16 protein-coding genes are annotated in these 14,176 nt (G+C 41.0%); 14 read left to right on the forward strand and 2 right to left on the reverse strand.

Features of this window, described 5'->3' with window-relative positions:
* Positions 1–16: 16 nt before the first annotated feature.
* A complete protein-coding gene (locus tag V5M37_RS08840; protein WP_423801625.1) occupies positions 17–796 on the forward strand; it encodes a patatin-like phospholipase family protein in 780 nt (259 codons plus the stop codon).
* 7 nt (positions 797–803) lie between these two features.
* Positions 804–1,826, forward strand: coding sequence for a SepM family pheromone-processing serine protease (locus V5M37_RS08845; protein WP_423801626.1), 1,023 nt, complete (start codon positions 804–806; stop codon positions 1,824–1,826).
* Positions 1,827–1,848: 22 nt separating this feature from the next.
* On the opposite strand, the gene V5M37_RS08850 is transcribed toward V5M37_RS08845, so the two are convergent.
* Positions 1,849–3,063, reverse strand: coding sequence for a nucleotidyltransferase (locus tag V5M37_RS08850; protein ID WP_423801627.1), 1,215 nt, complete (start codon positions 3,061–3,063; stop codon positions 1,849–1,851).
* A gap of 225 nt (positions 3,064–3,288) precedes the next feature.
* On the opposite strand from V5M37_RS08850, the gene V5M37_RS08855 reads away from it, so the two are divergent.
* From V5M37_RS08855 to V5M37_RS08870, 4 genes are all read left to right on the forward strand, one after another.
* Positions 3,289–3,819, forward strand: coding sequence for a YceD family protein (locus tag V5M37_RS08855; protein WP_423801628.1), 531 nt, complete (start codon positions 3,289–3,291; stop codon positions 3,817–3,819).
* Between the two features lie 56 nt (positions 3,820–3,875).
* Entirely contained in the window at positions 3,876–4,049 is a 174-nt protein-coding gene (gene rpmF / locus V5M37_RS08860; protein WP_213116438.1) for a 50S ribosomal protein L32, read from the forward strand.
* 95 nt (positions 4,050–4,144) lie between these two features.
* Positions 4,145–4,906 (forward strand): enoyl-CoA hydratase/isomerase family protein, encoded by a 762-nt coding sequence (locus V5M37_RS08865; RefSeq protein ID WP_423801629.1) that lies wholly within the window; start codon positions 4,145–4,147, stop codon positions 4,904–4,906.
* Positions 4,907–4,987: 81 nt separating this feature from the next.
* Positions 4,988–5,605, forward strand: a complete 618-nt coding sequence (locus V5M37_RS08870; RefSeq protein ID WP_213140852.1) for an RsfA family transcriptional regulator — start codon at positions 4,988–4,990, stop codon at positions 5,603–5,605.
* Positions 5,606–5,641: 36 nt separating this feature from the next.
* Here the strand turns inward: V5M37_RS08870 and V5M37_RS08875 are convergent, their stop codons facing one another.
* Positions 5,642–6,109, reverse strand: a complete 468-nt coding sequence (locus V5M37_RS08875; protein WP_213140851.1) for an N-acetyltransferase — start codon at positions 6,107–6,109, stop codon at positions 5,642–5,644.
* 233 nt (positions 6,110–6,342) lie between these two features.
* Between V5M37_RS08875 and V5M37_RS08880 the strand changes: the two genes are divergently transcribed.
* The 8 genes from V5M37_RS08880 (at position 6,343) to rsmH (ending at position 14,168) form a co-directional block, all read left to right on the forward strand.
* Positions 6,343–7,680, forward strand: coding sequence for an acetyl-CoA carboxylase biotin carboxylase subunit (locus V5M37_RS08880; protein WP_378581013.1), 1,338 nt, complete (start codon positions 6,343–6,345; stop codon positions 7,678–7,680).
* Positions 7,681–7,694: 14 nt separating this feature from the next.
* Positions 7,695–7,907, forward strand: a complete 213-nt coding sequence (locus tag V5M37_RS08885) for a biotin/lipoyl-containing protein (RefSeq protein WP_213116433.1) — start codon at positions 7,695–7,697, stop codon at positions 7,905–7,907.
* 11 nt (positions 7,908–7,918) lie between these two features.
* A complete protein-coding gene (locus V5M37_RS08890) occupies positions 7,919–9,460 on the forward strand; it encodes an acyl-CoA carboxylase subunit beta (protein ID WP_213140848.1) in 1,542 nt (513 codons plus the stop codon).
* A 108-nt stretch (positions 9,461–9,568) separates the two neighbouring features.
* Positions 9,569–10,468: a 2-dehydropantoate 2-reductase gene (locus V5M37_RS08895; RefSeq protein ID WP_423801630.1), complete on the forward strand. Its 900-nt coding sequence runs from the start codon at positions 9,569–9,571 to the stop codon at positions 10,466–10,468.
* Positions 10,465–10,860, forward strand: a complete 396-nt coding sequence (locus V5M37_RS08900) for a DUF3397 domain-containing protein (protein ID WP_213140846.1) — start codon at positions 10,465–10,467, stop codon at positions 10,858–10,860. The genes V5M37_RS08895 and V5M37_RS08900 overlap by 4 nt, the downstream gene beginning before the upstream one ends.
* A gap of 90 nt (positions 10,861–10,950) precedes the next feature.
* Complete coding sequence (gene bshC, locus V5M37_RS08905; RefSeq protein ID WP_423801631.1) at positions 10,951–12,585, forward strand: bacillithiol biosynthesis cysteine-adding enzyme BshC; 1,635 nt, start codon at positions 10,951–10,953, stop codon at positions 12,583–12,585.
* A 148-nt stretch (positions 12,586–12,733) separates the two neighbouring features.
* Positions 12,734–13,165, forward strand: a complete 432-nt coding sequence (mraZ, locus tag V5M37_RS08910; RefSeq protein WP_213140844.1) for a division/cell wall cluster transcriptional repressor MraZ — start codon at positions 12,734–12,736, stop codon at positions 13,163–13,165.
* A 70-nt stretch (positions 13,166–13,235) separates the two neighbouring features.
* Positions 13,236–14,168, forward strand: a complete 933-nt coding sequence (rsmH, locus tag V5M37_RS08915) for a 16S rRNA (cytosine(1402)-N(4))-methyltransferase RsmH (RefSeq protein WP_423801632.1) — start codon at positions 13,236–13,238, stop codon at positions 14,166–14,168.
* Positions 14,169–14,176: the final 8 nt, after the last annotated feature.

Below are 14,176 nucleotides of genomic sequence, written 5' to 3' on the forward strand. Positions count from 1 at the left end.
ATAGGAGGGTTCTGCTATGGAGCACCCTAAGATTGGCTTGGCGCTCGGCTCAGGAGGAGCTCGCGGGTTTGCTCATTTGGGTGTTATAAAGGTGTTAAAGGATGCCGGCATTCCGATTGATTTAATTGCAGGCAGCAGCATGGGAGCTCTGGTCGCCTGTTTTTATGGAGCAGGGATTGATTTAGACCTTCTATATAAATATTCAACCGCGTTTAGGAGAAAGTATTTTCTTGATTTTACTGTCCCGAAAATGGGATTTATTACAGGCAAGAAAGTAAAGGAATTTATTCGTATCTTTACCCATGGGAAAAACATCGAAGATTTGTCAATACCACTTGGGATTGTGGCAACGGATTTATTAACCGGAGAAAAAGTGGTCTTTAAAGAGGGGCCAGTGGCAGAGGCTGTCAGGGCAAGCATTTCCATACCCGGAATTTTTGTGCCTGAAAAGTATAAGGGAAGAATCCTCGTGGATGGAGGAGTTGCTGACCGTGTTCCCATTTCTGTTGTGCAAGAGATGGGGGCGGATATTGTGATTGCAGTGGACGTCTCACGGGTTAAGCAAAACGCTGAAATTACCTCCATTTACGATGTCATCATGCAAAGTATTGATATTATGCAGACTGAGATTATCAATTTCCACGAAACATCTGCAAATGTGATGATTCGTCCCCCTGTCGAGGGCTATAGTTCGCGGGCATTTACTAACATTGAAGAAATCATTAAAATTGGCGAAGACGAGGCAAAAAAGTATCTTGAGCAAATTAAGAAGGAAATTGATAATTGGAAGGGGTGATTGCAGCTTGCGTAAAAAATTATCAATTGGCATTTTCTTTATCCTTGCAGTGTTTCTGATTGGCGGAATGTATTATTCATTACCTTACTATGTTTCAAAACCAGGGATGGCAAAAGAACTTGCTCCAATCATTACAGTTGAAGGCGGTTATCAGGAAAAGGGAAATTTTATGCTGACAACTGTCCGGATGGGAAGGGCTAATATCTATTCCTATATAGAAGCCAAAATGAGAAAATATGAGGAAATCTATCCGCTCGATATGGTTTTAAATGAACAGGAAACGGAAGAAGAGTATAATGTCAGGCAGCTGCATTTGATGGCAGCATCAAAACTTAATGCGATTGAGGTGGCATACCATAAAGCAGGGCTGCCAGTACATTATAAATATAAGGGGATTTATGTGATGCAGGTCCTGCAGGGAATGCCTGCAGAAGGGAAGCTCCAGGCTGGTGACCGCGTTTTTAAAATGGATGGACACACATTTCCCTCATCAAAAGATTTCATTGAATATTTAGGGAAAAAAAGTGCCGGAGATCAAGTGACATTAACCTATTCCAGAAATAACGAGGAAAAAAGTGTGAATCTTATTCTGCAGCCCTTTAAGGATCAGCCTGGGAAGGCAGGCATTGGCATTTCACTTGTGGATGATAAAGAAATCTCCGTCGATCCCGAGGTTAAAGTCAGAACAGATGAAATCGGCGGCCCTTCTGCCGGTTTAATGTTTACCTTGGAGATATATAACCAGTTAACCAAGAATGACCTAACCAAAGGCTACCAAATTGCCGGAACGGGAACGATTGACCCAGATGGCACCGTTGGGCCGATTGGCGGTATCGAACAAAAAATTGTTGCCGCTGATCATGCCGGCGCAGAAATCTTTTTTGCACCGAACGAAAAGGGTGCTAAGGACTCCAATTATCGGGCAGCCTTAAAGGCAGCACGAGATATCAAAACAAAGATGAAAATTGTTCCGGTGGATACCTTTGACGATGCGGTAAAATATTTAGAAAAATTACCTAAAAAGAAATAGGACGGTGCCAGAGTGCGCCGTCCTATTTCTTTATAATGATGGGAGGCTGTTTGAATTCCTGTTCCATTAAAAATTTTTTTGCCGGGCCCGGGACCCCCATTGCATATACCCTAGCAGCCTTTAGGTCGAGGTTAATCTCTTCGTCCTTAAATGAAGACAATTTCGCAACCAAAGGCAAAGCAAATTCCTTTTTCATTTTATTTAGGTATTCTTGTCCTCTCTCAGACATCCCCAGGAGCCTTAAATAGCCCGCTCTTTTGCTTCCTTCCATGTTTATTTTTTTGCTATTGGTCAATATGTGAACACATAATCGCTGCAGCCTCGTCCATGTATAGCGTTTTGTTTTAATTCTTTCCATAAACTCCTGAAAGCTTCGCGCTTCGGTTGCGGCGTGTTGTAACCTGTTCTCAAGTCCCTCTTCAGCCTCATATATTTCTTTTAACTCTTCTGGGGAGGAATGGAGGAGACGAAGCTGAAGAAATGGCCAATAATTTTCCCAGCGGTGGTAAAGCCCATATTGATTTAGATATTCATGTAATAATTGTCTAGTAGGCTCCGGTACATACTGATTAATTTCAGATGGGCTGTTTATATCTGCGAATAGTGCTTTCCTGATGCTGGTTGCACTGGCAATAGTTTCGGAGGCAAAATGTTCATCATGATAGTCGGCGCTTTTACGTGCCACAGTTAATGGAGTAATCTGACTTCTTTGCTCATGGATCGCTTTTATGTAGTGAAAGCCTAGTATGTTGTTTGGCCTGGACAAATCTAAATAATTATCCGAATTTGACAGCTGTTTGTATGATAATGCTAAAGCCTTCGGATAGCTGACACCTGACCCCATAAAATGCTTTATATTTTTTTTATGGGAATCCTGCTGACTTTCCAAAAAATGAATCGTTTGTTGAAAATCTTCAATCTCCCCGCTTTCACTGCCAAAACAAAGATACTGACAGCCTGCAGCAGCAAGGATGGACACTGCCCCATTTGCAAAGGTTTCGGCATTTTGTGTGGCAAAGCGGTAGGGAAGTTCAAAAACGATGTCCACGCCATTTAATAAGGCCATTTTCGTTCTCTGCCATTTCGAAACAAGTGCAGGCTCCCCCCTTTGCAGAAAGTTTCCGCTCATTACCGCAATAACCACATCCGCTTGGGCTGCCTCGCGTGATGCCTGCAAATGAAAGGCATGTCCATTATGAAATGGGTTGTATTCAACAATAACACCAACTGCTCTCATAACTCTCTCCTTGAAATTTAATTACTATCATTATAGCAATTTATTCCGTTTTTCAATCGAATAATATGATATGATGATACATATGTTTGCAAAAGGTATTTATGGATACACTATAATGGAAAAAATTTTTTTATTTATGCAACACAAGGTGAAGTGTAAAGAAAAAATATTGACAAAAATTTTATCGAAAGCTATAATTACCTTTGTTGCCTTGGGGTGATTCAATTGAAATGGACATTAAATCAGCTGCAAAAATATCGAGATAAGGAATTTTCGATTGACGATACCATTCGGGTTGACGAGCTTAAACTGGATGACCCAACTATTCGTGAAGTGTCTCCAATGCAAATTACCGGACGTGGGGATATTGATTCTTCAAAAGTTACCTTTCATTTAAAAATTGAGGGGTATCTGATTCTTCCATGTTCGCGAACCTTAGTGGATGTCAAATTTCCAATTAATGTCGAAACTACGGAAACCTTCCTCCTGCAAAATTCAGTTTACCAAACTGAAGAGGAGGTCCATCAGGTAAAAGGAGATATGATTGATTTAAAACCAATCATAAGAGAAATTCTGTTACTTGAGGTTCCAATGCAAGTATTCTGTGACGATGACGATGTCCAATCTGAAGATGCAGCGCCGCAATCCGGTAAGGATTGGGAGGTTATTCAGGAGGAGGAACAATCTAACAAGATTGATCCACGTCTTGCAGGGCTAGCAAAGTTTTTTGACAAAAACAATTCATCGGAAAGCTAATCGAAATGATCTGACTTCAAGCGCTCCTGCGCATTTCTTATAAGGAGGTGGGAAGAATGGCTGTACCTTTTAGAAGGACTTCTAAAACTGCGAAGAGAAAGCGTCGTACTCATTTTAAATTAAACGTTCCTGGTATGGTAGCATGCCCAAACTGTGGTGAAATGAAACTTGCTCACCGCGTTTGCAAATCTTGCGGAACATACAAAGGAAAAGAAGTAGTAAACGACTAATTTCTACTTAGATAAAGCACAAGGAGCAAACGCCCTTGTGCTTTTGTCATTTCAAAACAAATACATACTTTTTTAATTGAGAGGGTGAGCAAAAAATGGCTTTTTCGATTGAAAGGCGGGACCTGGGATATTTATTATTTACCATCGAAAGAAGCGAGAAGCGAAACGCCATAAACTACGATGTTATGGAAGGGCTATTGGAAGCGTTAGAAAAAGCTAGTGAACCTGAAATAAAAGCTCTTGTCATTACGGGGAGCGGTGAGAGTGCGTTTTGCTCCGGCGGAGACTTATCCGTTTTTCATCTCCTGCACACCAAAGAGGATGCGTATCCAATGCTTTCCAAAATGTCCAATATTCTGTATTCCTTATTAACCTTGCCCATTCCCACCATTGCACTAATGAACGGTCCAGCGGTTGGCGGCGGCTGTGAGCTTGCTGTTTCCTGTGATTTCCGGCTCGCCAGAAAAGGCGTTAAAGCAGGGTTTGTTCAAGGAAAACAAGCCATTACGACCGGTTGGGGTGGAGGCTCTATTCTTGTCGAAAAGTTCCCATCCGCATTTGCCATGAAGCTTTTGATGGAAGCAGACCTCGAAACCGCAGAATATTTAACCGAAACCGGTTTTATTAATCACCTATTCGACGGAGACTCCCTTCAACAATGTGAAGATTTCCTTAAGAAAATGCTGTCCAATGATTTAGAGGTTCTCAAATCCTATAAAAGAATATGGATTAATAAGTGGAAGCAAGCAGGCCTTCGTGAAAGAATAGAGGAAGAGGTTAAAAACTGTGCCATCCTTTGGGAAAGTGATGCCCATCATCAATATGTAAAAAATTTTATTAAGAAAAACACCAGATAAGATGAATTCACGGCTCCAGATTAAGTCTATCTTTTCTAGTAGATGCATATGTTTATAAAAACACTACTAGGAGGGGATTTGATGTCACCAACTCGACAAGATGCTTGGAGCCAAGATGAGGATTTACTGCTTGCTGAAGTAGTATTAAGGCATATTCGAGAAGGCGGGACACAGCTTCAAGCGTTTGAGGAGGTGGGGAAACAGCTATCGCGGACACCTGCGGCCTGTGGATTCCGCTGGAACTCATATGTAAGAAAGCAATACAAGTCTGGAATTGAGCTTGCCAAGAAGCAGCGTAAAGAATTGAAAAAACATATTGCTCCTGTTGAAGCTGATCCAGCCCCTGAAATAATTAAAAAGGAAGCTGTCTCGACCGAGCCAGGGGGTACTTTGACATTTCCGGCTGTCATTCAGTTTTTAGAGGGCGTTTTTAAACAAGTAGAGAATTTTGCTGAGCTTGAAGAGGGAAGCAGGAAGTCTTCCGAAAAAATAAAAGAATTAGAAAAGCAAACTTATTATTTAGCAGCAGAGAATGAAAGACTTACGGAGAACCTAAAGGCCATCGAAGAGGACTACCGCTCATTACTGGAAATTATGGAAAGAGCTCGCAAAATGGTTGTTCTTCAGGATGAAGACCGTCAATCCAAGGTTAGATTCCAGATGGATAAAAACGGCAACCTGGAAAGAGTAGAGAAATAGAAAAAGCGGACATCCGGTCCGCTTTTTCGCATTTATTTATTGTGCTTCCACACCTTCTGGATACCAGACAAGCGGATTTTCACCGCGGTCTCGTTCCATATCGTAATCAACACTTGAAAAGCCCATCTTTTCCCAGAAGCCGCGAGATTGCATTCTTGCATTTGTCTTAATTGGAAGTCCAAAGCTTTTGGCGAAATCTACAAGTTGTCTACCAAAGTCTTTTCCCTGATAGTCTTGTAATACTTCCAGTTTCCATAATTCCAAATAACTTTGGGGCGGATAAAAATATCGATCGAATTTAGCTTCAATTTGGTATAAGCTCATCCGGGCAACAAGCTTATCTCCATAGTAAATACCGTAAAACGGTGAATTGATATCATTGTCTATCATATTGGCTTCAAGATCTTCAAACATTGAAAGCTCTTGAAGACCATATTCTTTAAACTTTTTAAATTCTTCTAGAGTTTTGAAATTAACTTTTAATTTTTCCACTTTAGTCCCCATGTTCTTCCTCCTAGAAATTATATTCTGTAACCTTGTATATATTTTTTTTTACTGAATAACATGATATGAATAATTTTTTCATTATTCAAATGAATTACTATCATTATAATACAAAAAAACTAAAATTTCCTCATTGAATAATCGAAAGCGGTTTCAAAAATGGCAGGAAATTCGAAGAATGATGTAGAAACTTAATAGTGAAAGTGACATTGGGTCAGGAAAGGGGAAGAAATGTGCAAAAAATTTTAATTGCCAATCGGGGAGAAATTGCCCTTCGTATTATTAGAACGTGCCAAGCGATGGGAATTGAGACAATTGCTGTTTATTCCGAAGCAGATAGGGAGATGCCTTTTGTAAAGGCTGCGACGAGGGCGGTGTGTATTGGGGAAGCTCAAGTTAACAAGTCTTATTTACAGGCAGAGAAAATTTTAGAGGTAGCAAAAGCAGAAAAAGTGGATGCCATCCATCCAGGCTATGGCTTTTTATCGGAAAATGCAGCTTTTGCACAGAAAGCCAGAAACGAAGGCATTATCTTTATCGGACCGAAGCCTGAAACAATTGATTTAATGGGAGATAAAATTGTTTCCCGGCAAACAATGGAAAAAGCGGGAGTTCCGGTTGTCCCAGGCAGCGGCACCGGTTTAAAAACGGTTGAAGCGGCCCTTGCCTTAGCAGAAAATATAGGCTATCCGATTATGCTGAAGGCGAGCGGCGGCGGAGGCGGAATCGGCATGGTGTTATGTGAAAATGAGCAAGCGCTCGCTAAGTCATACGCATCCACCAAGGCAAGGGCGCTTGCCTATTTTGGGTCGGATGAGGTATTTATCGAAAAATATATCGCGGATGCCAGGCATATTGAGGTTCAAGTTTTCGGTGATGAATTTGGCAATCTCATACACTTATTTGAAAGGGATTGTTCCGTCCAAAGAAGGCACCAGAAGGTTATCGAAGAATCGCCATCGCCGTTTCTTTCCGATTCAGTCCGGCAGCAAATGTATGAAACAGCCGTTAAAGCGGCTCGTGCTGTCAATTATACAAATGCGGGAACAATTGAATTTATTGTTGATGAAAACGAGAATTTTTATTTTCTTGAAATGAATACGAGACTTCAAGTTGAACATCCAGTAACTGAATCTATTACAGGTCTTGATTTAGTAAAATGGCAGATTCTCGTTGCGCGGGGAGAAAGGCTGCCGCTGTTGCAATCAGAAGTCCATTCTTCCGGCCATGCTGTGGAATTTCGTCTTTATGCGGAAGACCCTGTACGGTTTTTGCCTTCTCCTGGCAAAATCACCACCTTGAGGTGGGAAGAAAAAGAAGGTGTACGGATCGATTCGGGTTATGAAGAAGGTGGAACGGTCACCCCATTTTATGATCCAATGATAGCTAAATGCATTTTTTATGGTGCAGACCGGCAAAAAGCATTGGAAATGGCTGAGACTTTCTTCCAGGAAATTAAAATTGAGGGGATTAAAACGAATGCCCCGTTATTCTTAAATATTCTTGCAAATAGAGATTTTCAAAATGGAAATTATACCACAAGCTTTTTAACAAAAACATTAGTGAACTAAGGAGTGTTTTAAAGATGAAAGAAATTACAGCATCAATGGCAGGAACCGTACTTAATATTTTCACAGCAGCAGGCGAATCAATCAACATGGGTCAAGAAGTATTAATGCTTGAATCCATGAAAATGGAAATTCCGATTGAAAGCAGTATCGAAGGTGTGGTTAAGGAAGTAAAGGTTAACATCGGAGACTTCGTAAATGAAGGCGATGTGCTGATTGTTCTAGTTTAGGAGGGGGCATTATGGCACAGACGAATACATTAAATGACCAATTAAACGAATACCGGAAACAAATCGAAGCGGGCGGGCATCCAAAATATCATGAAAAGGCCAAAGAGCAGAATAAGCTGTTCGTCCGTGACCGCTTAAGATTATTGTTTGATGATGGGAAATATGAAGAAGACGGCAAATTTGCCAACTTTACGGCAGGTGATTTGCCTGCTGATGGCGTGGTAACAGCAATTGGCAAAATAAATGGCCAGACTGTATGTGTTATGGCAAATGACTCCACCATAAAGGCGGGCTCCTGGGGAGCACGGACCGTTGAAAAAATTATCCGTATTCAAGAAACTGCTGAGAAATTGCAGGTGCCTTTATTGTATTTGGTGGATTCGGCAGGTGCGAGAATAACCGACCAATTAGAGATGTTTCCAAACCGCCGCGGGGCCGGAAGAATTTTTTATAATCAGGTAAAGCTGTCCGGCATGATTCCGCAGATATGTATCCTTTTTGGGCCATCCGCAGCAGGCGGGGCCTATATCCCAGCTTTTTGCGATATTGTCATCATGGTCGACCAAAATGCCTCCATGTACTTAGGGTCGCCGCGAATGGCGGAAAAGGTCATCGGCGAAAAGGTGACGCTGGAGGAAATGGGCGGGGCTCGAATGCATTGTACAATTTCGGGCTGTGGTGATGTTCTGGCTTTCAGCGAGGAGGAGGCAATTGAGTCTGCCAAAAGATATATCAGCTTTTTTCCAGCCAATTTTAAAGAGAAGACAAAAAAGATTGCTGGTGCGGCGGCTAAGGAAGGAAGGGAATTAGAGGCGATTATTCCGGAAAACCAAAATGCACCGTTTGATATGTATGAGTGTATTGACCGACTGGTTGATGCCGGCAGCTTCTATGAAATTAAAAAATTATTTGCACCTGAGTTAATAACTGGACTTGCTAGAATAGATGGAAGAGCGGTTGGCATCATTGCCAATCAGCCGAAGGTAAAGGGCGGCGTCCTATTTGTCGATTCCGCGGATAAAGCCGCAAAATTCATTCAGCTTTGTGATGCCTTTCATATTCCGTTATTGTTCTTGGCGGATGTTCCGGGCTTTATGATTGGAACAAAGGTCGAGCGTGCGGGCATCATCCGTCATGGGGCTAAATTAATTGCTGCTATGAGTTCAGCCACAGTGCCAAAAATCTCGGTCATTGTTCGCAAGGCTTACGGTGCTGGGCTTTATGCGATGGCAGGCCCCGCCTTTGAACCGGATTGCTGTATCGCTCTGCCTACCGCGCAAATCGCTGTAATGGGTCCTGAAGCTGCGGTAAATGCTGTCTACTCCAATAAAATAAATGAAATTAACGATCCAAAGGAAAGAATCGCTTATGTTCAGGCGAAGCAAAAGGAATATAAAGAAGCTATTGACATTTATAAGCTGGCATCTGAGCTTATTGTTGATGAAATTGTTGCCCCATCCGAATTAAGAAGCGTACTCATTCAGCGCTTTGATTACTATGAAACAAAAGAATTGAACTTCGGTGTCAGGAAACATCCTGTCTACCCAGTCTAAAAAAAATATCCCTTTTCGAACTTTCTGTCGAAGAGGGTTTATTTTTTTTACAAACAATTAATTGATTTTGGTAAAATACGGGTAAGACGATTTAAAGAAGGGATAGCGATGAAGGTTGGAATTATTGGAGCGGGTTCATTAGGTTTATTATTTGCTGCCTATTTGAGCAGGGCTTTTGAAACTATTATATACACAAGAACCCCCGCACAAGCAGAGCAAATTAATCAAAATGGAATCGTGCTTAAAAAAGGAGATACTGTGACGAGCACCAATGTACAAGCCTTGCCTATCAGCGATTGGAAAGGAACAGAAACTGTTACGGTTGTTGCTGTAAAACAATATCATCTGCAAACGATTATTGAAAATGTGAACAGCTCGGCGGCACCTAACTTACTATTTATCCAAAATGGTATGGGGCATTTAAAGCTGCTCGAAGCGATTAAGGAAAAAAATATTGCGGTGGGCACTGTGGAACACGGTGCCTTAAGAGAAAATGCCTACACGGTTTATCATAATGGGGAAGGAATCACGAATGCTGCCAGTTATAAAGGAACGGCCGATTGGCTGCATTTTCTTGCTGCTAAAGTACCGAATGATTTTCCGATTGTGATAAGAGAAAATTATTTTGATATGCTGCTAAAGAAATTGATTGTCAATGCAGCAATTAATCCTCTAACGGCTCTTCTTCGCGTCAAAAACGGTGACTTAATCGAAAATCCATATTACCTGCAGGCGCTGAACAACTTATTCGAGGAAATTTCGGACGTACTGTGTTTAGGTGATAAGGAAGCCTATTTGCAGCATATTCATTATGTCTGTCAATCAACAGCCGAAAATCGTTCGTCCATGCTGAAGGATTTGGAAGCGGGCAGAATGACCGAGGTGGACGCCATTTTAGGGTTTCTCTTGGATGAGGCTGAGAAGCTGCATAAACAGGCCGCGCAAATACAGGGGTTATATTCCCTAATTAAGGGAAAAGAACAAGAAGGAAGGAGTGAGAAATTTTGAGCGCCGTCCTATCGACTTTGTTAACGCTGTTGTTCATTATGCCGTTCCTTGGCTTTTTACTCGTTTTTCTTGTCTTTAAACTCATCACGAATGACACTCGGAAATCAGTGCATCATGCCCTAGATTATTCAACCATTTTATTTATTATTTCTGTTCATTTTTTAGTAAAAACAATTTGGGGGAATTCATTTTTTTGGATAATACTACTAGTAATGATTTTCATCGCGATCATTTTTGTTGTTGTCCATTGGAAAGTGAAAGATGAGATCATTTTAAAAAAGGTGATGAAAGGTTTTTGGCGGTTTAATTTTCTTCTATTTTTTCTTGCTTATATATCCCTGACATTATTTGGTGTCATTCATCGGGCCATTATCTTTTCGTTAGCATCTTAAAAAAATTGAGGCATATGTTTTTTTTATATAGGCCGGGGAGTGGTATACTCTTAAAAGAATAATTTGGGTTTACAGAAAGGGAGTTCATGAATGGAGATTTTAAATCTCTCTTTACCAGCGGCCAACCGGTTCGCTTCAAATTACTTGGCGCAATCAAAGGATGTTATGCCTTTTTTTCATTATCACTTCAATGATTTAAACGAAGATTTAAAGAGGACGGCTGAATTAAAGGAGAGAAGCTTTCCGCGCATTGAGACAGCCACCCATATTGAAAGCTTTATGGCGCGATTTGGCACCTCGGAAGCGGTGGAAAACTCCATTGAGAAGTTAAAGCGTGAGGACAGTGCAGTCGTAATTGGGGGACAGCAGGCAGGAATCCTCACAGGTCCGCTTTACTCGATACATAAGGTTATTTCAATCATTAAATTGGCAGAACAAAAAGAGAAGCTTCTTGGGATTCCGGTTGTCCCAGTGTTTTGGATTGCGGGTGAAGACCATGATTATCAAGAAGTGAATCATGTCTATGTTCCGATGGAAGAAAAGCTTGATAAATGGACCTATCCGAAAAAGATTCATAGCAAGCCAATGGTTACTGATATTCCATTGGACCAGGAAATCTGCCGCGAATGGGTTCGTAATATTATAGAGAATTTCGGTGAATCGGAGCATACGAAGCGGCTATTAGAGTTTGCTGAAAGGCAGATTGAGAAATCAGCCACCTTTGTTGACTTTTTCGCTTATATAATTATGGAACTGTTTAAGGATTATGGTTTATTACTTGTTGACTCCGGCGACAAAAGCTTCCGGCAGCTTCAAAGGGATTTTCTAACGGAGCAAATCGTCAATCACGAGGCAATCACCTTTTCACTATTGGAACAGCAAAAGCAGATAGGAGATAAAGGATTCCCAATTACCATCGAAGCGGGGGAACATGCTGCTAATTTATTTTATTATGATCAAAAATTAAAAGAACGCATTTTGCTGGAATATGACCGGGCCGCCAATTGCTTTGTTGGGAAAAGTGGAAGAGTTACCTTCACCCAAGAGGAATTAGTGGAGATGGCAGCACAATATCCTGAAAAATTTAGCAATAATGTGGTGACCAGGCCGCTCATGCAGGAATGGATCTTTCCTACCCTTGCCTTTATTGCAGGTCCAGGCGAGATATCGTATTGGGCGGAACTAAAGCTTGTCTTTGAACAATTTAACATGAAAATGCCACCGATTGTTCCTCGTTTAAATATTACGTTTTTGGACCGCTCAGTGGAAGCGGAAGTGACACAATTAAATTTAAAGCTAGAGGAAGTTTTACAAAGGGGAACGAATCAAGAAAAAGAGCAATTTCTTGAAACAGTGAAGGATAAGGAAGTTGAAATGTTATTTTCTTCTGTTAAGGAAGAACTGCTTAAACAATATCAGTTTATTGAAGCAAAAACAGCGGTGATCGACCGGGGCCTCCTGCCGCTGCTCAAGAAAAATGAGAGCTATCTTCTTAAGGAGATAGGGTTCATGGAAACAAAGCTTGAAGATGCGGTAAAGCAGAGACACGATATCCAATTAAAAAAATTCAGCCGGATCAATCTCGCCTTAAGACCAGACGGATCCCCGCAGGAAAGGGTCTGGAATATTTTCTATTACCTAAATCAATATGGATTAACCTTTATCAAAGACCTTATGATATTACCATTTGAATTTGACGGTCTGCATAAGGTTATCAAAATCTAGAAAATCTCACTTACGTGGGGTTTTCTTTTTTTTGTAAAAAAAACTAATTTGGAAAGGATTTTTGGATTAAAAGAAGAATAGTTAAAAAATAGGTGGTGGAAAGTGGGGGAATGTGGTACATTTTTAATAGAAAGTGGGGGTAGTGGGTATGTTCATGGGTGAATACCATCATAGCATTGATAACAAAGGCCGAATGATTGTGCCCTCCAAATTCCGCGATGAACTCGGCGAGATGTTCATCATCACTAGGGGTTTGGATCAATGTTTGTTTGGTTACCCATTATCAGAATGGAAGCTGATTGAAGAAAAATTAAAAGGCTTGCCGCTGACAAAAAAAGACGCCCGTGCCTTTACACGATTCTTCTTTTCCGGTGCAACAGAGAGTGAACTGGATAAACAAGGAAGAATTAACATCCCCGCACCATTATTGCAGTATGCAAAATTAGATAAAGAATGTGTGATTTTGGGTGTTTCCAATCGAATCGAAATTTGGAGCAAGCAGATTTGGGAAGACTATTTTTCACAGTCTGAAGAATCTTTTGCGGAAATTGCAGAAAATATGATTGGCTTTGATATATAATGGATAAGTTATCTTAATATATTTTCTGCATACAATTGTTTTGCGATAGATTGGAAAAGGTGGTACTTAAATGTTTAAACATACAACTGTGTTATTGGATGAAGCGGTAGAAGGCTTGAATATTAAGCCAGATGGTATTTATGTGGATTGTACATTGGGTGGTGCCGGGCATAGCTCTTTAATCCTCTCGAAACTCGGGACAGAAGGCAAATTGTTTGCATTTGACCAGGATGATACAGCCATCAGAAATGCAGAGCAGAAATTAGCCGAATATGGCGACCGTTTAACCATTATTAAAAGCAATTTTTTACACTTAAAAGAAGAGCTTGAAAATCAAGGAATTGAAAAAGTTGATGGAGTTCTGTATGACTTGGGTGTGTCCTCCCCGCAGCTTGATACTCCTGAGAGAGGCTTTAGTTATCATCATGATGCCCCTCTTGATATGAGGATGGATACGGGTGCACCAATCTCTGCCTATGATGTCATTAACCATTGGTCTTATGAGGAATTAGTCCGAATCTTTTTTCATTATGGTGAGGAAAAATTCTCGAAACAAATCACCCGTAAGATTGAAGCGGCGAGAGCGGTCAAACCAATTGAAACGACATTTGAATTGGTTGACTTGATCAAGGAAGCGATTCCGGCTCCTGCAAGGAGAAAAGGCGGACACCCTGCCAAACGAATTTTTCAAGCGGTCAGAATTGCAGTGAACGATGAACTGGGCGTGTTTGAGAAGTCTTTAAACCAGGCGATTTCGTTGCTGAATAAAGGCGGACGAATCAGTTGCATCACGTTCCATTCGCTTGAAGACAGAATTTGTAAAGCAACATTTAAAAAGGCAAGTGAAACACCACCGCTGCCGCCAGGTTTGCCGGTCATTCCGGACGAGTACAAGCCTATTTTAAAATTAATCACAAGGAAACCGATTCTTCCATCTGAAGAAGAGGTGGAACACAACAATCGCGCGCGGTCGGCAAAGCTACGTATTGCCGAAAAAATATAGAATATAAA

This window comes from Neobacillus sp. SAB-20_R2A (genome assembly GCF_049568635.1).
Taxonomy (GTDB): domain Bacteria; phylum Bacillota; class Bacilli; order Bacillales; family Cytobacillaceae; genus Neobacillus; species Neobacillus citreus.

Coding starts and splice junctions, on each gene's coding strand:
- V5M37_RS08840 (WP_423801625.1), top strand. CDS start 17: ATGGAGCACCCTAAGATTGGCTTGGCGCTCGGCTCAGGAGGAGCTCGC.
- V5M37_RS08850 (WP_423801627.1), bottom strand. CDS start 3,063: ATGAGAGCAGTTGGTGTTATTGTTGAATACAACCCATTTCATAATGGA.
- rpmF (WP_213116438.1), top strand. CDS start 3,876: ATGGCTGTACCTTTTAGAAGGACTTCTAAAACTGCGAAGAGAAAGCGT.
- V5M37_RS08865 (WP_423801629.1), top strand. CDS start 4,145: ATGGCTTTTTCGATTGAAAGGCGGGACCTGGGATATTTATTATTTACC.
- V5M37_RS08870 (WP_213140852.1), top strand. CDS start 4,988: ATGTCACCAACTCGACAAGATGCTTGGAGCCAAGATGAGGATTTACTG.
- V5M37_RS08875 (WP_213140851.1), bottom strand. CDS start 6,109: ATGGGGACTAAAGTGGAAAAATTAAAAGTTAATTTCAAAACTCTAGAA.
- V5M37_RS08885 (WP_213116433.1), top strand. CDS start 7,695: ATGAAAGAAATTACAGCATCAATGGCAGGAACCGTACTTAATATTTTC.
- V5M37_RS08890 (WP_213140848.1), top strand. CDS start 7,919: ATGGCACAGACGAATACATTAAATGACCAATTAAACGAATACCGGAAA.
- V5M37_RS08895 (WP_423801630.1), top strand. CDS start 9,569: ATGAAGGTTGGAATTATTGGAGCGGGTTCATTAGGTTTATTATTTGCT.
- bshC (WP_423801631.1), top strand. CDS start 10,951: ATGGAGATTTTAAATCTCTCTTTACCAGCGGCCAACCGGTTCGCTTCA.
- mraZ (WP_213140844.1), top strand. CDS start 12,734: ATGTTCATGGGTGAATACCATCATAGCATTGATAACAAAGGCCGAATG.
- rsmH (WP_423801632.1), top strand. CDS start 13,236: ATGTTTAAACATACAACTGTGTTATTGGATGAAGCGGTAGAAGGCTTG.